At 71.7% G+C, this 21,483-nt stretch carries 17 protein-coding genes; 4 read left to right on the top strand and 13 right to left on the bottom strand.

Features of this window, described 5'->3' with window-relative positions:
- Positions 1-11: 11 nt before the first annotated feature.
- Complete coding sequence (locus EV382_RS26860; protein ID WP_130406353.1) at positions 12-566, bottom strand: response regulator; 555 nt, start codon at positions 564-566, stop codon at positions 12-14.
- Positions 563-4,930, bottom strand: coding sequence for a HAMP domain-containing protein (locus EV382_RS26855; RefSeq protein ID WP_130406351.1), 4,368 nt, complete (start codon positions 4,928-4,930; stop codon positions 563-565). Before EV382_RS26855 ends, EV382_RS26860 begins: the two co-directional genes overlap by 4 nt.
- A gap of 282 nt (positions 4,931-5,212) precedes the next feature.
- Between EV382_RS26855 and EV382_RS26850 the strand changes: the two genes are divergently transcribed.
- Complete coding sequence (locus EV382_RS26850) at positions 5,213-7,285, top strand: SpoIIE family protein phosphatase (RefSeq protein ID WP_130406349.1); 2,073 nt, start codon at positions 5,213-5,215, stop codon at positions 7,283-7,285.
- 48 nt (positions 7,286-7,333) lie between these two features.
- Entirely contained in the window at positions 7,334-7,741 is a 408-nt protein-coding gene (locus EV382_RS26845; RefSeq protein WP_130406347.1) for a hypothetical protein, read from the top strand.
- Between the two features lie 13 nt (positions 7,742-7,754).
- Here EV382_RS26845 and EV382_RS26840 read toward each other — a convergent pair whose 3' ends face one another.
- On the bottom strand, positions 7,755-9,113 hold the full coding sequence (locus EV382_RS26840; RefSeq protein ID WP_130406345.1) for an FAD-binding oxidoreductase: 1,359 nt from the start codon (positions 9,111-9,113) through the stop codon (positions 7,755-7,757).
- A gap of 96 nt (positions 9,114-9,209) precedes the next feature.
- Between EV382_RS26840 and EV382_RS26835 the strand changes: the two genes are divergently transcribed.
- Positions 9,210-11,306, top strand: a complete 2,097-nt coding sequence (locus EV382_RS26835) for a S9 family peptidase (RefSeq protein ID WP_130406343.1) — start codon at positions 9,210-9,212, stop codon at positions 11,304-11,306.
- A 182-nt stretch (positions 11,307-11,488) separates the two neighbouring features.
- On the opposite strand, the gene EV382_RS26830 is transcribed toward EV382_RS26835, so the two are convergent.
- The 4 genes from EV382_RS26830 to EV382_RS26815 form a co-directional block, all read right to left on the bottom strand.
- Complete coding sequence (locus EV382_RS26830) at positions 11,489-13,012, bottom strand: FtsX-like permease family protein (RefSeq protein WP_130406341.1); 1,524 nt, start codon at positions 13,010-13,012, stop codon at positions 11,489-11,491.
- Positions 13,009-13,710, bottom strand: coding sequence for an ABC transporter ATP-binding protein (locus EV382_RS26825; protein ID WP_130406339.1), 702 nt, complete (start codon positions 13,708-13,710; stop codon positions 13,009-13,011). Before EV382_RS26825 ends, EV382_RS26830 begins: the two co-directional genes overlap by 4 nt.
- The gene (locus EV382_RS26820) at positions 13,707-14,243 is read right to left on the bottom strand and encodes a PadR family transcriptional regulator (protein ID WP_130406337.1); all 537 of its coding nucleotides are present in this window, start codon (positions 14,241-14,243) and stop codon (positions 13,707-13,709) included. Before EV382_RS26820 ends, EV382_RS26825 begins: the two co-directional genes overlap by 4 nt.
- A 186-nt stretch (positions 14,244-14,429) precedes the next feature.
- The gene (locus tag EV382_RS26815) at positions 14,430-15,008 is read right to left on the bottom strand and encodes a TIGR03086 family metal-binding protein (RefSeq protein WP_130406335.1); all 579 of its coding nucleotides are present in this window, start codon (positions 15,006-15,008) and stop codon (positions 14,430-14,432) included.
- Between the two features lie 31 nt (positions 15,009-15,039).
- On the opposite strand from EV382_RS26815, the gene EV382_RS26810 reads away from it, so the two are divergent.
- Positions 15,040-15,837, top strand: a complete 798-nt coding sequence (locus EV382_RS26810) for a helix-turn-helix domain-containing protein (protein ID WP_130406333.1) — start codon at positions 15,040-15,042, stop codon at positions 15,835-15,837.
- A 19-nt stretch (positions 15,838-15,856) separates the two neighbouring features.
- Here the strand turns inward: EV382_RS26810 and EV382_RS26805 are convergent, their stop codons facing one another.
- The 6 genes from EV382_RS26805 to EV382_RS26780 are packed head-to-tail and all read right to left on the bottom strand — an operon-like array spanning position 15,857 to position 21,454.
- Entirely contained in the window at positions 15,857-17,386 is a 1,530-nt protein-coding gene (locus tag EV382_RS26805) for a SpoIIE family protein phosphatase (protein WP_208758501.1), read from the bottom strand.
- 13 nt (positions 17,387-17,399) lie between these two features.
- On the bottom strand, positions 17,400-18,761 hold the full coding sequence (locus EV382_RS26800) for a sensor histidine kinase (protein ID WP_130406329.1): 1,362 nt from the start codon (positions 18,759-18,761) through the stop codon (positions 17,400-17,402).
- On the bottom strand, positions 18,758-19,780 hold the full coding sequence (locus EV382_RS26795) for a SpoIIE family protein phosphatase (protein WP_425271938.1): 1,023 nt from the start codon (positions 19,778-19,780) through the stop codon (positions 18,758-18,760). The genes EV382_RS26800 and EV382_RS26795 overlap by 4 nt, the downstream gene beginning before the upstream one ends.
- Positions 19,768-20,187 carry an ATP-binding protein gene (locus EV382_RS26790; protein WP_130406327.1) on the bottom strand — a complete coding sequence of 140 codons (420 nt, stop codon included), beginning with the start codon at positions 20,185-20,187 and terminating at the stop codon, positions 19,768-19,770. The genes EV382_RS26795 and EV382_RS26790 overlap by 13 nt, the downstream gene beginning before the upstream one ends.
- A complete protein-coding gene (locus EV382_RS26785) occupies positions 20,184-20,594 on the bottom strand; it encodes an STAS domain-containing protein (protein WP_130406325.1) in 411 nt (136 codons plus the stop codon). Before EV382_RS26785 ends, EV382_RS26790 begins: the two co-directional genes overlap by 4 nt.
- Positions 20,594-21,454 (bottom strand): STAS domain-containing protein, encoded by an 861-nt coding sequence (locus EV382_RS26780; protein ID WP_130406323.1) that lies wholly within the window; start codon positions 21,452-21,454, stop codon positions 20,594-20,596. Before EV382_RS26780 ends, EV382_RS26785 begins: the two co-directional genes overlap by 1 nt.
- Positions 21,455-21,483: the final 29 nt, after the last annotated feature.

Raw genomic sequence — 21,483 nt, 5'->3', positions numbered from 1 at the left:
ACCCCACCGCGTCAGTCGGTGTTGCCCCAGCGGGCCTGTTCGAGCATGCGTACCGCCCGGTCGCGGACCTCCGGGTCGTCCGAGCGGAGCAGAGCCGTCGCCTCGTCGACCGCGTCGGTGAGCCGCCGCCACTGCGTGTCGCGCTCCCGGACCAGGTCCGACTGGGTGGCCAGTTGCCGCGTCTTCACCCACAGCTCGACGAAGACGGACACCTTCGCCCGCAGCACCCACGGGTCGAACGGCTTGGTGAGGTAGTCCACCGCGCCCACCTGGTATCCCCGCAGCGCGAGCTGGGCGTCCCGGTCGGCGGCGGTGAGGAAGATGATCGGCACGTGCCGGGTCCGCTCGCGGCGCTTGATGTGACTCGCCGTCTCGAAGCCGTCCATGTCCGGCATCTGCGCGTCCAACAGGATCACCGCGAAGTCGTCCACCAGCAGCTGCTTGAGCGCCGCCTCGCCGCTCTCCACCGCCACGGACTGGACCGGCAGGCCCTGGAGGATCGCCTCCAGGGCCGTCAGGTTCTGCCGTCGGTCGTCCACGAGCAGCGCTTTGGCCATCTGGGTCACGAAGTCTCCTCGGTCCGGCTGCCGTTGATCCAGGACGACATCAACTCGATCAGGTCGTCCAGGTCGACCGGCTTGGTGATGTAGTCGCTGCCCCCGGCAGCGAGCGCCGACTCACGGTCACCGGGCATCGCCTTCGCGGTCAGGAAGACCACCGGAAGGTCGGCGAACCGGTGGTTGCGGCGAATCTGACGGGTGGTCTCGTAGCCGTCCTGGTCGGGCATCATGGCGTCCATCAGCACGATGTCCACCTCCGGATGCTCGGCCAGCAGGCGGACACCGTCCGCCCCGTTGTCCGAGTACAGCACGGTCATCCCGTGCAGCTCCAACGCGCTGGTCAAGGCGAAGACATTGCGGACGTCGTCGTCCACGATCAGCACGGTGGCGCCGTCCAGTTGGCGGGTGGCCGGTGCCTCCGGCCGCTCCGGCAGCAGTTCCAGCGGCGGCATCAGCAGCGACGACGGCAGGCCGGCGCGCTGCGGAGACGGTGTCTGCGGCACGACCACGGCGTCCGGGGCCAGCACCTGCGGCACGAACAGGGTGAAGGTCGAGCCCTGACCGGGCGCGGACGAGACGGTGATGGTGCCACCGATCAGTCGGGCCAGATCGCGGCTGATCGACAGGCCCAGGCCGGTGCCGCCGTACCGGCGGCTGGTCGTGCCGTCGGCCTGCTGGAACGCCTCGAAGATGATCGACAGCTTGTCGTCGGAGATGCCGATCCCGGTGTCGATCACGGTGAACGCGATCACCTGCTGGGCGTTCGTCAGCGCCGGGACGTCGAAGACCGCGTTCTCGGCGGCCGGGGCGATGCGCAGCGTCACCGCGCCGTTGTCGGTGAACTTCACCGCGTTGGAGAGCAGATTGCGCAGGATCTGCTGCAAGCGCTGCGCGTCGGTCACCAACGCCGGCGGCAGGTCCTTGCTGACCCGTACCTGGAAGTCCAGGTTCTTCTCCTCGGCCTGCGGCGCGAACGCCTGCTCGACGTAGCCGCGCAGCTCGGAGAAGCGGATCTCGGTCGGCTCGACGTCCATCCGGCCCGCCTCGATCTTGGACAGGTCGAGGATGTCGTCGATCAGGCGCAGCAGGTCGGAACCGGACCCGTGGATGGTCTTGGCGAACTCGATCTGCTTCGGGGTGAGGTTCTGCTCCGAGTTCTCGGCCAGCAGTCGGGCCAGCAGCAGCAGCGAATTCAGCGGGGTGCGCAGCTCGTGGCTCATGTTGGCCAGGAACTCCGACTTGTACGCCGATGCCCGGGTCAGCTGCTGCGCCTTCTCCTCCAGGCCCAGCCGTGCCAGCTCGATCTCCCGGTTCTTCGTCTCGATGTTGCCCTTCTGCTCGGACAACAGCGTGGCCTTCTCCTCCAACTCGGCGTTGGTGCGCTGCAACTCCGCCGACTGCTCCTGCATCTCGTGCGCCAGGCGCTGCGACTGGGCCAGCAGCTCCTCCGTACGCCGGTTGGCCTGAATGGTGTTGACCGCGATGCCGATGGTGAGCACCAGCCGCTCCAGGAACGACAGGTGCAGATCGGAGAAGGCGGACACGCTGGCGAACTCGATCACCCCGAGCAGCTCGCCCTCGAACAGGACGGGGAGCACCACCAGGTCGGACGGGGGTGTCTCGGCCAGACCGGACCGCAGGGTGAGCCGGCTGTTCGGGGAGGCGCTCACCCGGATCGTCCGGCGGGAGAGCGCGGTCTGCCCGACCAGCCCCTCACCCGGCCCGAAGGTGACGTCGTGCCCCCGCGCCACGTACCCGTACGAGGAGGTCAGCCGCAGCCGCATGCTGCCGTCGGCGTCGTCGGCCAGGAAGAAGGCACCGAGCTGGGCGTCGACCAGCGGAGTCACCTCCGCCATGATCATGCGGCAGACCTCGCCGAGGTCGCGCTGGCCCTGCAACAGGCCGCCGATCCGGGCGAGGTTGGAGTCCAGCCAGCCCTGCTCGGCGTTCTTCTTGGTCGTCTCCCGGAGGGTGACGATCATCTGGTTGATGTTGTCCTTCAGCTCGGCGACCTCGCCCTGCGCCTTGACCGCGATCCGCTGGGTCAGGTCGCCGCGGGTCACCGAGGTGGACACCTGGGCGATGGCGCGCAACTGCGTGGTCAGCGTCGAGGCGAGCTGGTTGACGTTCTCGGTGAGGTCACGCCAGGTGCCGGAGACGCCCTTCACCTGTGCCTGACCGCCGAGCTTGCCCTCGATACCGACCTCGCGGGCCACCCGGGTCACCTCGTCGGCGAACGACGAGAGCTGGTCGACCATGGTGTTGACTGTCGACTTCAGTTCCAGGATCTCGCCCTGGGCGTCCACGGTGATCTTCTGCGACAGGTCGCCCTTCGCCACCGCGGTGGTCACCGAGGCGATGTTGCGGACCTGACTGGTCAGGTTCGACGCCATCGAGTTCACGTTGTCGGTCAGGTCCCGCCACGTGCCGCTGACGCCCTTGACCTGCGCCTGGCCGCCGAGCTTGCCCTCGGTGCCCACCTCACGCGCGACCCGGGTCACCTCGTCGGCGAAAGACGACAACTGGTCCACCATCGTGTTGACGGTCGACTTCAGCTCCAGGATCTCGCCCCGCGCGTCCACCGTGATCTTCTGCGACAGGTCACCCTTCGCCACCGCTGTCGACACCTGGGCGATGTTGCGCACCTGGGCGGTCAGGTTGGAGGCCATCGAGTTGACGTTGTCGGTCAGGTCGCGCCAGGTGCCCGCGACCCCGCGTACCTGGGCCTGGCCGCCGAGCTTGCCCTCGGTGCCCACCTCACGGGCCACCCGGGTCACCTCGTCGGCGAACGACGACAGCTGATCCACCATCGTGTTGACGGTCGACTTCAGCTCCAGGATCTCGCCCCGCGCGTCCACCGTGATCTTCTGCGACAGGTCACCCTTCGCCACCGCCGTGGTCACCGAGGCGATGTTGCGGACCTGACTGGTCAGGTTCGACGCCATCGAGTTCACGTTGTCGGTCAGGTCCCGCCACGTACCGCTGACGCCCTTGACCTGCGCCTGCCCGCCCAGGTTGCCCTCGGTGCCCACCTCACGGGCCACCCGAGTCACCTCGTCGGCGAACGACGACAGCTGATCCACCATCGTGTTGACGGTGTTCTTCAGCTCCAGGATCTCGCCCTGGGCGTCCACGGTGATCTTCTGCGACAGGTCGCCCTTCGCCACCGCCGTGGAGACCTGGGAGATGTTGCGGACCTGGCTGGTCAGGTTGCCGGCCAGCTGGTTGACGTTCTCGGTGAGGTCCCGCCAGGTGCCGGAGACGCCGCGCACCTGGGCCTGACCACCCAACTTGCCCTCGATGCCCACCTCACGGGCCACCCGAGTCACCTCGTCGGCGAACGACGACAGCTGATCCACCATCGTGTTGACGGTGTCCTTCAGCTCCAGGATCTCGCCCTGCGCCGCCACCGTGATCTTCTGCGACAGGTCACCCCGCGCCACCGCCGTGGAGACCTGCGCGATGTTACGGACCTGGGCGGTCAGGTTCGACGCCATCGAGTTGACGCTGTCGGTCAGGTCCTTCCAGGTGCCCGCCACGTTCGGCACCTCGGCCTGACCGCCGAGCTTGCCCTCGGTGCCCACCTCACGGGCCACCCGGGTCACCTGCTCGGCGAAGAGCCGCAGCGTGTCGGTGAGGTAGTTGATGGTGTGCGCCAATTCGGCGACCTCACCCTTGGCCGACACGGTGATCTTCTGGGAGAGGTCACCCTTCGCCACCGCCGTCGACACCTGGGAGATCGACCGGACCTGGTAGGTCAGGTTCGACGCCATGGTGTTCACCGAGTCGGTGAGGTCCTTCCAGGTGCCGGCGACGCCCCGGACGTCGGCCTGGCCGCCCAGCTTGCCCTCGGTGCCCACCTCACGGGCCACCCGGGTCACCTCGTCGGCGAACGACGACAACTGGTCCACCATCGTGTTCACGGTCCGCCCGATGCGCAGGTACTCACCGCGCAGCGGCCGACCGTCGATCTCCAACGCCATGTGCTGGGACAGGTCACCGTCGGCGACCGCCACGATCACCCGCGCGATCTCGGTGGTGGGTCGGCCCAGGTCGTCGATCAACGAGTTGATCGCCCGCTGGCCCTCCGCCCAGGAGCCGTCCAGCCCTTCGTCGTCGAGCCGCTCGGTGAGCCGGCCGTCGCGACCGACGATCCGACTGATCCGCCGCAGGTCGAGGTACTGCCGTTCCTGGAGCGAGACCACCTCGTTGAAGGCGTCCGCCACCTCGCCGGCCGCGCCGGCGCGGCGGGGAAGCCGCACCTTCAGATCGCCGCGACCGATCCGTCGCAGGGCCTCGGTCAACTCACCGAGGAGCGCCTCGTGGTCGGGCGCGGACGGATCCGCCACCGACTGCTTCGCCGTGGTCATCATTCCTCGCTCAACTCGGGGGCGACGGTCCGTACGGACACACCGGCACCCCATATTGTGCCCGCGCGCGCCGTAGTGCCAGGGTGCGCGACCCGCCAGCTTGCATCGATCGCCCGCCGACCCGCCCGATCGGCCCCGGCCGGCACGGCGCATCGCAAACCTCGCCTCGGCTCCCGGACCGGTCGTTTCGCCACGTCGGCCCGCGCGCTGCCTGAGCGACGCGACAGCTTGCGATGCGTGATCGGCTTGGCACCCGGCAGGGGGACGGTGGAGGATACGGGGGTGTCAGCCGAGGCGGGGCCCGCGACGGCCGGGGCCCGGGACGGGGCCGTCCGGCGTGTCCGGCTGCCCGCCGACCGCCGCACGCCGGCCGCCGCCCGCGCCGTGGTCCGCTCGGTGTTGACCGAGTCACACCTGGACGAACTGGCCAACGAGGCGCTGCTGCTCACCACCGAGCTGACCACCAACGCCGTCGAACACGCCGGCACCGAGTTGGACATCGAGGTCGTCGCCGACGAAATCGGGCTGACCGTCACCGTCTCCGACTTCGCCCCCGGCTCGGGCGACGAGCTGACCGTCGGCGACCGCAACGACTCCACCGAGATCAACGAGATCTCCGTGCGCGGCCGGGGCCTGCTGCTGGTCGACCACTTCGCCAGCCGCTGGGGCACGACGTACCTGCCCACCGGGAAGGGCGTCTGGTTCCGGCTCGACCGCCCCGGCGTCGACCCGCCCTCCGCAGGCACCGTCGGCGAGTCGACACCGGCCAGCGCCGGCCCGCAACCCGGCACCGACCGGTCCGCGCCGAGCGCCAGCGCGATGAGCGAACTCATGCAGACCGCCCCCGACCTGTACGGGGACGACCCGCTGCCCGACTTCGCCACCAGCCTGCTCAGCCGGGTCGCCGAGATGGTGGGCGCGGCCGGCGGCGCGATCCGCCTGGACCGGGGCGACGGCCAGGGCCCCCAGGTGCTGGCCCGCTTCGGTCGCCCACCTCGCCCCGGCAGCGAACTCCTCCGGGTGCCGCTGACGGTGCACCGCCCGTACGCCGGGGAGTTGGAGTTGGACGCCGCGCCGTCGGCGTACGCCCGACCGTTGGCGGTGCTCACCGCCGAGCGGCTGTCGCTGCACCTGGAGAACGACCGGTTGCGCCGGGCGGACGTCCGTCGACAGGTGTGGCTGACGTTCCTGGCCGAGGCGAGCGAGCTGCTGGCCCAGTCGTTGGACGTCGACCTGACCATGGCGCTGGTGCCGCAGTTGGTGGTGCCGCGACTCGGTCAGTGGTGCGCGGTGCACACCACCGACGAGTGGGGCCGGCTCCGGCTGGCGGCGGCCAGCCACGCCGACGAGTCGATGCTTCCGCAGTTGCACAAGGTGCTGGCGGAGACCGGCCCGGATTCGATCCAGGCCCGCCTGCGCGAGGCGTCGCGCAGCGCGGCGCAGATCCCGCTGGGCGGGCCGATGGAGGGTTTCGCGGTCCCGCTGATCGCCCGTGGGCAGCGGCTCGGAACCTTGGCGGTGGGGCGCCACCAGCGCCACCGGCACGACCCGGACGAGGTGGCCGTGCTGGAGGACGTGGCCCGGCGGGCCGCCCTGGCCATCGAGAACGCCCGCATCCACGCCGAACGCCGCCGCGTCGCGCAGACGCTCCAGCAGTCTCTGCTGCCGCCGGTGCTGCCGCTGGTGGACGGGATCGGCTTCGCCGCCGAGTACGTCCCGACCGGCGACGACGCCGAGGTGGGGGGCGACTTCTACGACGTGGTGCCGCTGCCCGACGGGCGCTGGCTGGTGGTGATCGGTGATGTCTCCGGCAAGGGTGTCCAGGCGGCAGCGGTGACCGGGCTGGTCCGGGACGTGATCCGGGTGCTGGTCGGCGACGGCAAGCCGTTGCCGGAGGCGTTGGCGCGGCTCAACGAGACACTTGTCGAGCGCGGCGGCGGCCGGTACTGCACGCTGGCGCTGGCGGCGGTGGATCCGGGCGAGGGCGACCAGTTGCACGTCTCGCTGCACCTTGCCGGGCACGACCGGCCGGTGCTGCTGGCCGGGGCGGGCGGCGCCGAGTTCGTCGGCACCGGCGGCACCGCGCTCGGTCTGCTCGACACGATCACGTCGCCGACTGCGGAGATCACGCTCGCCCGTGGCGATTCGCTGATCTTCTACACCGATGGCGTCACCGAACGCCGACGCGGCCGGGAGTTGTTCGGCACCGACCGGCTTCGGGACGCCGCCGCACCGCTGGCGGGCTACTCCGCCGACGTGGTGGCCGCCCGGCTGCGCGCCGCGGCGATCAACTTCTCGGTCGAGCCGCCCCGGGACGACATCGCCGTCCTGGTGCTCCGCAACGACGCGACCTGACCGCCGCGCGGCACCCGCATCTCGGGGCAGCTGAGTAGATTGACGGCCATGTCGAGCGTCGCGCAGGTCTCGTCGTACTCCCGGCCGTTTGTCCGCGCCCTGGTCGTCGCGCAGCTCGCGGCCATCGGCGGGTTCCTCGCCGTGCTTCTGCTCTACCTGGGTCGGATGGCGACCGCCGGCGTCGGCCCGGCCGAGATGCTGACCGGCGCGTACGACCCGAAGGACATTGCCGTCTTCGGGGTGCTGCACCCCGTGGTGGCGGTCCTCTACCTGGCGGGTGCGGTGCTCGGGCTGCCGTTGGCGATCGTCGCGGCGGCGGTGGCCGCCCGGGAGCGCGAGGCCCTGCCGCGGGCGACGAGGACACTGCTGCTGGGCGGGGCGGTTGGCGGCCTGCTGGTGCTGGTGGCCCGTTTCACCCCGCCGCTGCTGGACATGCACCGGTGGTGGATGGACTGACCGCGACCCGGCCTCACAGGCCGCCGGGGAGCCGGCCGGGCGCGAGCCGGTGCTCCGGGTCCAGGTGCCGCTTCGCGGCTCGCAGCTGGGCCAGGCCGGCCAGCTCACCCCAGAGGTCGACCGCCTGGCGGACCGCCGCCGGAGCGGAGACCACCACGCAGCGGCCCTGCCGGGCCAGCAGCACCCCTCGGACGGCGGCCAGGATGGACGCCACCCGGTCGGGTGCCAACGCTCCGGGCAGTGCCGCGTGCACCATGCCCAGCCCGGCGGACCCGCGCACCGGCACCGGCGCGCCGGCGGCGTCGCGCAGCGCGTAGACGGCGGCGTGCAGGTCACTGATCGGCACTTCCAGGCGCAGGGCCGTGTCGCCGGGCGCGAACGGGTAGCGGCGCCACCAGGTCGGCGCGGAGTGGGCGATTGTCGCCTCCCCGTGCAGCAGGCCGACCAGCCGCTCGGCCCGCTCGGTGACCTCGGCGGGGCCGCCCTCCAGCAGCACCACCAGGCTGCCGGCCCGGGACGGGGCACCAGCCCGGCCGGACATCGACGGGTGGCGTTCCCGGGCGGTGGCCGCCGGGTGGCCGGGCGGGTACGGCGTACGGGGGCGGGGGGTGCCTCCGGGCAGGTCCAGCTCGATGGCCGCCGGCTCCAGCCGAGCGGCGAGGATCGTCCGGACCAGGTCGTGCACCTCCAACGGGGTCCACACCGGGCGGGACACCCAGAGCCTGCTCGCCGGCACCGGCTGCACCCTCAGGCTCGCCGACACCAGCACGCCGAGCGCGCCCTGGGAACCGCAGAGCAGGCGGGCCAGGTCGAGCCCGGGCGCGCCGCCGCCGACGCTGATCAGCTCGCCGTCGGCGGCGAGGTAACGCACGCCGAGCAGTTGGTCGCAGGGGCTGCCGTGACGGTGCCGCAGCGGCCCGGCCTCGCCGGCGGCGAGCACGCCACCCAGGGTCGCCCCGGGTGACGGGGCGTCCATCGCGAGCCGCTGCCCGGCGCGTTCCAGGGTGGCCTGCACCGCCCGCAGTGGAGTGCCGGCCCCCACGTCGGCCACCAGCGCGCCGGCCGGCTCGTGACCGATGCCGGCCAGCCGGCCGGTGTCGAGCAGGATGTCGACCTGAACGGGCGTGGCACCCCAGTCGATCTTCGTGCCCGCCCCTCGGGGCACCACCGCCAGGTCGTGTCGGGCGGCCAACCGCAGCACCTCGGCGGCGGCGTGCGGACCACCCGGAACGGCCACCCAACGCGCCGGCCGCCCCGCCACCTCATCGGCGGGACCGGCCAGCCGCGAGAAGGGTGAACCGCAGATCGCCGACAACCGCCGGGTGATCTCAAGGGCGCCGGACCGACCGAGGGAACTCGCTGCTGCCGCCATGTCGGCCATCGTACATGTGTTCGAAAGAGGTGGTGGCGACTATCGGGATGCCGCTGGTCCGGCGCACCGCGGCTGCCGGCCGGTAACGTGGCCGCCGTGACCACCGAGACTGCCCCGCCCGCGGCGAAGCGGGTGCCCAGCGAACGCACCCACCACGGCGACACCGTCATCGACGAGTACGCCTGGCTCGCCGCCAAGGACGACCCGGAGACGATCGCCTACCTGACCGCCGAGAACGCGTACACCGAGGCGCGTACGGCCCACCTGGCCGAGCTGCGCGCCGACCTGTTCGAGGAGACTCGCCGACGCACCCAGGAGACCGACCTGTCCGTGCCGACCCGCAAGGGCGGGCACTGGTACTACACCCGGACGGTCGAGGGGCAGCAGTACGGGGTGCACTGCCGCCGGGCGGTCCGCGACGGCGAGACCAAGCCTCCGGTCAGCGCGGACGGTGCTCCGCTCGACGGCGAGGAGGTGCTGCTCGACGGCAACCTGCTGGCCGAAGGGCACGACTTCTTCTCGCTCGGCGCGTTCGACGTCAGTCCGGACGGCCGCTGGCTGGCCTACTCCACCGACTTCTCCGGTGACGAGCGATTCACCCTGCGCGTGAAGGACCTGACCACCGGCGAGCTGCTGCCCGACGAGGTGCCGGACACCTTCTACGGCACCGCCTGGTCAACCGACGCCTCGGTGCTGTTCTACGTGACGGTCGACGACGCCTGGCGACCGAACCGGGTCTGGCGGCACACCATCGGCTCCCCCGCCGCCGACGACGTGGTGGTCCACCAGGAGGACGACGAGCGGTTCTGGGTGGGGGTGGAGCTCACCCGGTCGGAGAAGTTCATCCTCATCGACGTGCACAGCAAGATCACCAGCGAGGTGCTGGTGATCCCCGCCGGCAACCCGACCGGCGCGCCGGCCGTGATCGCGCCCCGCCGGCAGGGCGTCGAATACACGGTGGAGCACCACGGGCACCGCTTCCTGATCCTGCACAACGAAAACGCCGAGGACTTCGCACTGGCGTTCACCTCGGCGGACGTACCGGGCGACTGGGTGCCGCTGATCGAGCACACCCCCGGCACCCGGCTGGAGGCCGTCGACGCCTTCGCCAACCACCTGGTGGTGTCGCTGCGCACCGACGGGCTCACCGGGCTGCGGGTGCTGCCGGTGGGCAGCGACGACGGGTACGACATCGACTTCCCCGAGCCGCTGTACAGCGTCGGGTTGGACGCCAACCCGGAATACCGCACCGGCCGGGTCCGGCTGCGCTACTCCTCCCTGATCACCCCCGACTCGGTGTACGACTACGACCTGGTCACCCGGCAGATGGTGCTGCTCAAGCAGAAGCCGGTGCTGCCCGGGCCGGACGGCCGACCGTACGACCCGGCCGAGTACGAGCAGCACCGCGACTGGGCGCTCGCCGACGACGGCACCCGCGTGCCGATCTCGCTGGTCTGCCGCGTCGGCACCCCCCGGGACGGCTCGGCACCCTGCGAGCTGTACGGCTACGGCTCGTACGAGGCCAGCATGGACCCGTGGTTCTCGGTGGCCCGGCTGTCCCTGCTGGACCGGGGCGTGGTCTTCGCGGTGGCGCACATCCGGGGCGGCGGTGAACTGGGCCGACGGTGGTACGACCAGGGCAAGCTGCTGGCCAAGAAGAACACCTTCACCGACTTCGTGGCGTGCGCCCGGCACCTGGTCAAGGCCGGCTGGACGGCCAACGACCGACTGGTCGCCCGGGGCGCCTCGGCCGGTGGCCTGCTGATGGGTGCGGTGGCCAACCTCGCGCCGGACGCATTCACCGGCATCGTGGCTCAGGTCCCGTTCGTGGACGCGCTCACGTCGATCCTCGACCCGTCGCTGCCGCTGACCGTCACCGAGTGGGAGGAGTGGGGCAACCCGCTCGACGACCCCGAGGTGTACGCGTACATGAAGTCCTACACGCCGTACGAGAACGTGGCGGCCGTGGACTATCCGGCGATCCTCGCGGTGACCAGCCTCAACGACACCCGGGTGCTCTACTCGGAGCCGGCGAAGTGGATCGCCCGGCTGCGGGCGGTCGCCCCGGGCGGCGACTACCTGCTGAAGACCGAGATGGGTGCCGGGCACGGCGGCCCGAGCGGTCGCTACGACTCCTGGCGCGAGGAGGCGTTCATCAACGCCTGGATCCTGGACCGCCTCGGTCGCGCGTGAGCCACCGACCGAGCATGGCGGCGGTGGCGCGGGATCGCCGGGTCTGGCTGATCCTCGCGCTCGTCGCCGGCCTCCTGGTCTGCTGCTGTTCGGCGGTGGTCGGCGCGCTCATCGCGCTCTCGTCCGGCCTGCTCACCGCCTGAACGCGCCGGGTCGACCTGGGCCGGGGGTGGCCCCCGGGCTCAGGTCGTCCGCAGCTCGTCCATGGCGGTGCTGGCGCGCAGGAAGAGCAGACCGACGCCGATCGTCAGGAGCACCGCGACCACCGCGCCAGCACCGAGCCAGGCCAGGTGCTCCAGAGGCACCGGAACGGCGCGCTGCACGTCGGGGCTGTACACGATCCGGGTGTACTGGTCACGGGTGGCCGGGTCGTCGCAGAGCGCCGCTGTGGCCTCGCAGACACCAGTCGACGAGACCCCCGTCGACACCGTCTCACCGCCGAGCCCTCGGCCGAGCACCGTGCCCACGCTGAGCGCCAGCAGGATCGCCGGCACGGCCGGTGCCAACGCCTGCCAGGCCACCGAACGGCCCAGCGTGGCGCGGGGCACCCCGGTGGCGACCAACGCGGCGTAGGCACGCCGACGGGCGACGATCCCCTCGACCAGCGCGACGATCAGCCCGCCCGCCGCGATCAGGATGGCCACCGCCACCGCGCCGTCGACCAGATCCATCGTGGACAGGTAGAAGGGGTTGCCGCCGAAGTCCGCACCGAGGAGTCGGCTCTGCTCCCGTTCGATCTCGTCCTTGGTGGCGAAGTAGGCGCGCTGTGCGGCTGCGCCCCCGCCGAAGATCAGGGCGGCGAGCAGCGCGGCGAAGGTGCGACTGCCCGCCCACGGGTCGGCCATCAGCCGGCCCGCCGCGAGCAGGGCCGCCGGACGGCGGGCATACCGGCGCAACAACCGCCCACAGTGGTACGAAATCCAGCCGGTGCCGATCACCACCCCGACCATCGCCACCAACGCGCCCACCACGAACAGCATCGGCAGCAGCCACGCCAGCTCTCCGTTGCTGTCCAACCGAAACGCCACCGAGCGGACCATCGCGAACGACACCACGCCGAACCCGATCAGGAGCCCGGCCCACGGGCCTGGACCACGTTCACGGGCCGCCTTGCGGGTCACCCCGAGCGGGCTGGTGGTGACCGTACGCAGCATCAGGGCGGTGGCCAGCGCCGCGACGACCGGCAGACCGAGCACCACGCCGGCCAGCGCGCCGGTCGACGGCAGCACGTCGGTGGGCAGGGCCAGTTGACCTCGCGCGTCCGGGCGGTGCAGCAGATCGCGGCCGACCAGGTAGACACCCAGCCCGGCGAGCGTGCCCAACAGAGCGGCCACGCCGGTCTCCAGCACCACCAACCGGGTGACCTGCCCCGGAGTCGCGCCGGCCAACCGGAGCGCGGCCAACCGACGGTCCCGGGCCGGCGCGCCGAGCCGAGCACACTGACCGGCCAACGCCAGCACCGGGACCATCAGCATCAGCAACGCGAACGCCGTACCGCCGCGCAGGCCGGGCTCCCGCAGCAACGCGTTGCGGTACTGCTCGGACTGCGCCCAGGCGTCACCGGCGGGCTTCTCGATGGCCAGCACGGTGAGCGCCGCGAGCCCGGCCAGCGTCGCCAGCAGGGCGCTGAGCGCGGTGAGCACCACCCGGGCGGTGTCGGTGCGGGTGCCGGCGAGCGCGAGGCGGACCAGCGTCGCCGGTCTCACCGGGCACCGCCGGCCAGCGGCACGTCGAGCCCCAGGCCGGTGTGGTCCACCAGGCCGTCGCGCAGCACGACCTCCCGATCGGCGTACGCGGCGATCCGCGGCTCGTGGGTGACCAGCACGACGGCGGTGCGCTGCTCACGGGCGAGCCGGACCAGTTGGGTGAGGACCTGCTCACCGGTGAGCGTGTCCAGCGCGCCGGTCGGCTCGTCGGCGAAGAGCACCCGAGGTTCGGTCACCAGCGCCCGAGCGGTGGCGCATCGTTGCTGCTGCCCGCCGGACATCTCACCCGGCCGGACGTCGGCCACCTCGGCCACACCGAACCGGTCCAGCCAGGTGAGCGCCGCCGTCCGTGCCTCTCGCCGCCCCGTGCCGGCGAGGAGCAGGGGCAGGGCGACGTTCTCGGCGGCGGTCAGCTCCGCCACCAGTTGCCCGAACTGGAACAGCACCCCGAACTCGGTGCGCCGCAACCGGGACCGGGCCGCCTCCGACCAGGTGTCGATGCGGTGCCCGCGCCAGGTGACCTCGCCGGCATCCGGCCGGAGGATCCCGGCCAGACAGTGCAGCAGGGTCGACTTGCCGCAGCCACTCGGCCCGGTGACGGCGACGATCTCACCCTCGCCCACCTCGAGCGTCACGCCGCGCAGCGCGGGCGTCGGACCGTACGCCCGAACCACGCCGCGAGCCTGGAGTTGCGTCACGGATGCACCTCCCGGTGCCAGTCGGCGACCCGGCCCAGGGTGGCGTGCAGCCACCGCAGATCCGCGTCGAGGTGGGCGATCGCGAAATCGGCCGCGACCACATCACTGAGGGTGGCGTCCGGGTCGGCCTTGACCGTGGTCAGCTCACGCAGCCGTGCGGTATGCGCGGCCCGCTGGGCGACCAGGTAGGACCGGGCCCGATCGACGTCGGCGACCAGCAACGCCACCACGACCTTGGCGAAGAGCGTGCTCGCCACGTACGGCATGGGTGGCTCCACCGTGGAAAGCCACTGGTCCAGCGCGTTGCGCCCCTGGTCGGTCAGCGCGTACGCCGTGCGATCCGGCCCGGCGACGCGGTCCTGCCCGGCGGTCTCCACCAGCCCGTCTCGTTCGAGGCGACCGAGAGTGGCGTAGACCTGCCCGAAGGCCAGCGGTCGCGCCCGCGGCAGCCGCTCATCGTGCGCACGCTTCAGCTCATACCCGTGCCGGCTGCCCCTAGCGAGCAACCCGAGCAGAACATGCGGCGTGGACACCCCGCCCACTATTCACCCAGCGAATACCCAAGTCAACACCCCCACCCCAGACCCCCTCCCCCTGGTGATCAAGAAGTTTGCGTCACCAGCGCGCCGAAACTTGACGCAAACTTCTTGATCACCGAGGGCGCAGGCAGGGGGTGGGTGGGGGTGGGTGGGTGGGGGTGGGTGGGGGTGGGGGTGGGGTTAGGGGGTTTGGGGCCAGGTGGGGGTTCGGCCGGTTTGGGTTAGCAGGTGGGCCAGGTCGGGGACGGGTGCCTCGGTGGGGGTGGGTGGTGGGTCGGCGAAGACGCCCATCTTGCGGGCGGTCGGGCCCAATCGCTCCACCAGCCCGTGCAGCTCGGCCACCGCCTCCGGGGCCGGGTGGTACGGCTGGCCGGTGGCGACCGCGAGATCCCAGCCGTGCACGGTCAGGTCCAGCAGGGCCATCCCGCCGACGACGGGCTGCGGCAGGCCCATCCCCGGTGACACGCCGTCCAGGGTGGACGGGTCCGACCAGGCAACGACCAACCGGTCGGTCTCCACCTCGAACCGGTCCCGCCAGCCGTCGCCCAGGTGGTCGGGCTTGTCGACCCACTCCACCTGTCGCTTGTCGGCCAGCCCCTGAAAGTTGACCACCACCTGGAAGAGGTGGTTGAGCAGATCACGGACCAGGTAGTCGTCGCACGGCGTGGGCAGGTCGAGCTGGTCGTCGGAGATGCCACGCACCACGGCGACGGTTCGCGGCGCGGCGGCGGCCAGCAGATCGCTAGTCTGAGTGGACATAGGGCCAGCGTATGAGGGTGGTCTTGAACAAATGCGACAGCGACCGCGGGGCGACAGCCGGGGAATTCTCGATCCCGGGCACCTGCTGCGCGAGGTGCGCTTCCGGCGACACCTGCCGGCGGAGTCGCTGCGCCCGTGGGTCGAGCACTACTGGTTGATCGACTGGGCGGTGCGTACGCCGTTCGAGCAGCGGGTCGTGCCACACCCGGCGGTGAACGTGGTGTTCCAACGCAACGGCGACGGGCCCGAGTCCGGCGAGGTGGCCGGGGTCGGCAACGATCTGTTTCGGATCACGATCAACGGCACCGGCCGGGTCTGCGGGGTGCAGTTCCGCCCCGGCGGCTTCCACCCCTTCTGGCAGCGCCCGGTCAACGAGCTGACCGGACGTCGGGTGCCGCTGCCCGCCGGCCGACTGGCGGTGCCGGACAGGATGGTGTGCGCGAGCGACGACGATGAGCGCTGCAGGGCGCTGGACACCCTGCTCACCGCCTGGCGGCCGGAACCGGAGCCGGCGGCCGAGGAGGCCGTCCGGCTGGCCGAGGCGATCCGTACCGACCGGACCGTGCGGCGCGTCGACGACTTCGCCGCGCGGCACGACGTCTCGGTCCGCCGGTTGCAGCGGCTCTTCCTGGAGTACGTGGGGGTCGGGCCGAAGTGGGTGATTCGCCGCTACCGGCTCCAGGAGGCTGTCGAACAGGCCGCCGGTGGCCCGTTGAGCTGGGCCGACCTCGCCGCCGACCTCGGCTACAGCGACCAGGCCCACCTGGTTCGTGACTTCACCGCCGTGGCCGGGGTGTCCCCCGCCGCGTACGCCCGCTCGGTGCGCTGAGCAAGCCGACAGCGCTCGGTCAGCGGCGACGCAGCACGACCACGGCGACGTCGTCCTGGATCTCCGGTGGGGCCAGTTCCACCAGCAGCCGGGCGCAGAACTGGTCCAGGTCACCGTCGACCGTCGCGGCGGCCGCGGCCAGCGCGGCCAACCCCTCGTCGATGGTGGCGTCCCGTCGTTCGATCAGCCCGTCGGTGTAGAAGACCAGCGTGCCCCCGGCCGGCACCACGAACTCCAGGTCGGCCGGGCGGGGGGCGCGGACGCCGAGCAGCGGCGCGGAGTGCTGTACGAACTCGACCTCACCGCCCCTGATCAGCAGCGGCGGAAGGTGCCCGGCACTGGCCAGCCGGACCCGTCCGGTCGGCGGGTGCAGCAGCAGGACGCAGAGCGTCGCCAACTCGTTCGGCAGCAGGGTCCGCATCAGCTCGTTGACCCGGTGCAGGATCTCGCCGGGCTGATGCCCCTCGACCGCGTACGCCCGCACCGCGTGCCGCAGCTCGGCCATCACGGTCGCCGCGTGCAGCGAGTGGCCGGCGACGTCGCCGATCGCCAGCAGCAGGTGCCCGTCGAGCATCACCAGCTCGTAGAAGTCGCCACCCACCTCGGTCTGCGCGCTGGCCGGCTCGTAGCGCACCGCGAGGTCGAGGCCGGCGACGGTGGGCAGCCCGCGCGGGAGCAGGCTGCGTTGGAGGGTGACGGCGATCCGGTGTTCCTCGTCGAACGAGCGTTGCGCCTCGACGGCCGCCGCCACGGCCTGGGCCAACTGCTTGAGTACCGGGGTCCGGGCGGTCTGGGTGGCGGTCGGGACCACCACGTACAGCGGGGCCCGGTCCTCGCGCAGCCGGGCGGCGGCGACGGTCACCGTGTCGTCCGTCGGCCAGTCGACGAGCGCCCAGTTCGCCGGGGGCTCCACCCGGACCGTGGCGCCGGTCGGCACCCCGGCGTCGTCGACGACCCACGGCACCACGGCGGCCACCGCGCCGGGACCGGCGCAGATTCCCGCGAGACAGTCACCGTCGAAGGTCTCGGCGATCACTGCGGCCGGGCTCTTGAAGATCTGCGCGGCGCCCTCGGCGGCGGCCTCCAGCAGGCGCGCGAAGGTCGGCGCGGCGTGTACGGCCACCGTCGTGTCGGCCAGCCCGAGCAGCCGCTCGGCGAGCAGTTCGGCGCGCTGCCGGGCCTGGTAGTAGCGCAGCACCGCCCGGGTGGTGGCGATCAACTCTTCCGGTTCGATGGGCTCGGTCAGGTAGGCGTCCGCACCCCGGGTCAGCCCTTGGGCGCGGTCGGCGACGTCCACCGCGTGCGCCGACACGTGGATCACCGGCATCGCCGGGTGCCGCGCCTTGATCTGTTCACAGACCTCGTAGCCGCTGACGTCGGGCAGGCGGACGTCGAGGACCACCAGGTCGATCCGGTCCGCCTCGACCCGCGTCAGCGCCTCGGCGCCGTTCTCGGCCTCCAGCACGCTGAACCCGGCCCGGGTCAGCCAGCTGACCAGCAGGTAGCGCTTGGTACGACTGTCATCGACCACCAGGATGGTCGCCGGCATGCCGTCCACGCCGTCACGCCCTGCCGGCGGGCAGGGAGACGGTGAATGTGCTGCCCTGACCGGGCGCGCTGGTCAGCTCCAGCGTGCCGCCGAGCAGCGTCACCAACCGCCGGGCGTACGGCAGACCGAGGCCGGTGCCACCGACCCGGGTGGCGCCCGGCACCTGGTAGAACTCCTCGAAGATCCGGTCTTGCAGCTCGGGCGCGATGCCCGGCCCGGTGTCGCTGACCTCGAACTGCCAACGGTCGCCGTGCTGGCCGGCGCGCAGTCGCACCTTGCCGTGCTCGGTGAACTTCAAGCCGTTGTGCAGCAGGTTGCGGAGCACCTGGCCGAGCAGCACCTCGTCGGTGCGCAGCAGGGCCGGCGCGGCCGGCTCCTCCACGACCAGCTCCACGTCCGGGCGGGTGGCCAGGGCGCGCAGGGTGCCGCGCAGTTGGCCGAAGACCGGGCGCAGGTCGACGTCGGTCAGGTCCAGCTCGATCCGGCCGGATTCCGCCTTGGCCAGGTCGAGTAGTTCGTTGACGAGGTTGAGCAGGTCCGCGGCGGACGAGCGGATCAGGTCGACCTGACGGCCCTGTTCGTCGGTGAGCGGGTCGGAGGCGGAGTCGGTGAGCAGCCGTCCCAGGCCGATGATCGCGGTGACCGGGGCGCGCAGCTCGTGGCTCACGTTGGCCAGGAACCGGCTCTTCGACTCACTCGCCGCGCGGAGCTGGGCGGACTTCTCGTCCAACTCGGCGTAGAGGGCGACGACACCCCGGTTGGTCTCCTCCAACTCCTCGGTGAGCTGGTTGTAGAGCGCCATCACACCGCGGTTCGTCTCGGCCAGTTCCTCGTTCAGCACGGCCAGCTCGTCGCGTTGACTGCGTACCTCGTCGAGCGCGGCGATGAGCTGCCCGTTCTGCACGGTCAGCTCGTCCAGCGCACTGGCCGGCGCGGTACCGCCGAGTTCCGTACGGAACTCGGCGAGCCGCTGCGGGGTCGGCGTCGGCGCGCTGGCCGGGACTCGTCGGGACATCCTCACGACCGTAACCCCCTCGACGGTCGTCACGCTCAGTGTGTCGACCAGTCGCGAGACCGCGCCGGACTGCGGCTGGTAGCGGCCGTCCGGGAGCGGGGACACCGGGGCCAGGTCGGCGCGCAGGTGGAACCGGCCGTCGACGCCGGTGTCGACGTGGAAGGAGACGTCGGCACCACCGACCGTCCGCAGCAGGTCCCGGGCGACCTCGCTGAGCGCGGTGGCGATCCGCACCTGGTCCTGGTGTTCGAGGCCGACCACCGCGGCCACCTCACGCCCCCGCTGACGGATCACGAAGATGTCCTGCTCGACCCGGAGCGCCATCTGCAGCAGCGGCAGCCCGGCCGCCTCGTCGGTCATTCCCAGGACCTCGCGACCAGCACGCAGGCGTCGTCCCGTCGCACCCCGGCGTCGCGCAGGAGGGTCGCCGCCATGACCAGCGGGGATCGCTCCTCCAGACCGGGGTAGTCGGCCAACCGCCATCGGTCGGCCACCCCGTCGCTGTGCATCACCAGCCGGGCGCCGGGGCGGAACGGGTAGTCGTACTCCCGGATCGTCGGCCGCTGGTGGCCGGCGATGCCGGGCAGCGACACCAGCCCTCGGCGGTGGCCGTCGCCCTCGACGACCAAGCCGGAGATGTTGCCCAAACCGGCGTAGTGCAGCACGCCGGCCGTCGGCGCCAGCTCGGCGACCGCGAGCGCGGCGCCACGGGTGTGCGACATGCTCCGGTGCAGGTGGCCGACGACCGTCGCCGGCGGGCCGGCGGGGGCGTCGCGGAACGCGGCCAGCGCCGCGTCGGTGGCGGCCCCGGCCAGCGGCCCGTGCCCCAACCCGTCGCTGACCAGCACCTGGTGCCGGCCGTCGGCGACCCGGACGGCGTACCCGTCGCCGCTGACCGTCTCGCCGGTCAGCGGTCGGGTGAGGGCCCCGGCCCAGGACGGCCGTGCTGTCTCCGCCGGCCAGACCTGCACGGCGAGGACGGTGCCCCGGCCGGGCAGCGAGTATCCGTCGAACCAGCTGGCCTGCCGGACGATGGCACCCAGACCGATGCCGAGGGTGCCGGTGGTGGAGTGCCCGTCCTGGGACGAGACGGTCAGGTCGGCCATGCCGGGCCCGGAGTCGATGGCCACCAGCTCCACCCCGGCCTGCCCGGCGCGGCGTACCGGCCGGAGCAGCAGGACGCCGTCGTCGGCGTGCTTGACCAGGTTGCTGGTCAGCTCGGCGGCGACGATGGCGAGGTCGGCGATGCGCGCCTCGCCCATCTCCAGCTGCGCGCCGAGACGCTCGGCGGCGCGCCGGACGGCGCTCGCCGCGCTGCTGGCCTCGACCCGAAACCAGATGCCACTGTCAGTGACCGGCTCGGCGCTCACCGCGACCACTTGGTGACCGTGACGCGCGTGCCGCTCTCCGCTGACGTCTCGATCTGGAACTCGTCGACCAGGCGTCGGGCACCACTGAGCCCGAGGCCGAGGCCGCCGCCGGTGGTGTAACCGTCGGTGAGGGCCAGCTCCAGGTCGGGGATGCCCGGCCCGGAGTCGGCGAACACGATCTGCACGCCCTTGCGTCGGCCGTTGTCCACGGTCGTCACCTCGACCGCACCGCCGCCGCCGTACACCAGGGTGTTGCGGGCCAACTCGCTCGCCGCGGTGACCACCTTGGTCTGGTCGACGAGGGACAGCTTGACGGCCACCGCCACGGCACGGACCAGTTGCCGGACGCGCACCACGTCCTCGTCGCTCCGGATCGCCTGCGCCTGCGGGTGGCCCAGGTCGATGCCCGCGGTCACGGCGTGGCCGTCTCGGCGTCCGGATCGTCGTCGAGCTGGAGATCGAGCTCGTCGGCGCGGGCCGCCGCGATCAGCTCCATGCCGCGCTCGACGTTCAGCGCGGTACGGATGCCGTTGAGCGACAGCCCCAGTTCGACAAGGGTGATGGCGACGGCCGGGCGCATCCCGACGACCACCGTCTCCGCGTCGAGCACCTTGGAGATCGACGCGATGGTGGAGAGCATCCGCCCCACGAAGGAGTCGACGATGTCCAGCGCCGTGATGTCGATGATGACGCCGTGGCAACCGGTTGCCACGATCCGCTCGGCGAGATCCTCCTGGAGCTGGACCGCCGTCTGGTCGGACATGTCCAGTTGGATGGAGACGAGCAGGATGTCACCGATCTTGAGGATCGGCACGCGTTCCATCAGGCGTCCCTGCGCGGCTGGCGGCGGGCGGTCTCCACCCCGGTGAGCCGGAGCACGTGGCGCAGCGCGTCGGCGAGGCTCGCCTTGGTGGCGATGTCGCCGAACTCGATGCCGAGCGCCACGATGGTCTGCGCGATCTGCGGGCGGATGCCGGAGATGATGCAGTCGGCGCCCATCAGCCGGGCGGCCACCACGGTCTTCAGGATGTGCTGGGCGACCTGGGTGTCCACCGCCGGCACGCCGGTGATGTCGATGATCGCGTACGGCGAGCTGGTGTCGACCAGGGTCTGCAGCAGCCGCTCCATGACGACCTGGGCCCGGGCCGAGTCCAGGGTGCCGACCAGCGGCACGGCGACGACGCCCTCCCAGAGCTTGACCACCGGCGTGGAGAGTTCCAGCAGCTGCTCGGCCTGGTCGGCGATCAGGCTCTCCCGGGTACGGACGAAGGTCTCGAAGGTGAACAGGCCCAGCTCGTCGACGAGCTTCGAGAAGGCGACGTAGTCGTGCAGCGCGTCCGCGCCGCCGGCCTCCTGCATCAGCTCGGCCAGCACGTCCTTGAGCGCGAAGATGCTGATCGTGGTCTCGGTGGCGGAGAAGCCCTGTCGGGCCCGACCCCGGGACAGTTCGGAGAGCGCGGCGCGCAGTTCGGCGGCGCTGTCGGCGGACAGGTCGATGACGCCCTGCTCGCTGGTGGTGACGATGGCGCGGTGCAGGTCCTGGACCTGTCGGCGCAGCTCTGCCTGGCTCAGTCGGCCCCGCAACGAACTGGTGACGATCTCGGTCCACCGAGTCGTGACCCGTTCGTCCTGCCCGCTGAGCAGCGCGGCGAGCCGACCACTTTCTTCGGTGCTCAACGCCATTTCGAACCCCCTTGACCTGGACCGGGCGG

The organism is Micromonospora violae, from assembly GCF_004217135.1.
Classification (GTDB): domain Bacteria; phylum Actinomycetota; class Actinomycetes; order Mycobacteriales; family Micromonosporaceae; genus Micromonospora; species Micromonospora violae.
The sequence above is the reverse complement of the archived record's forward strand: the minus strand, read 5'-3'. Positions and strand labels throughout refer to the sequence as shown.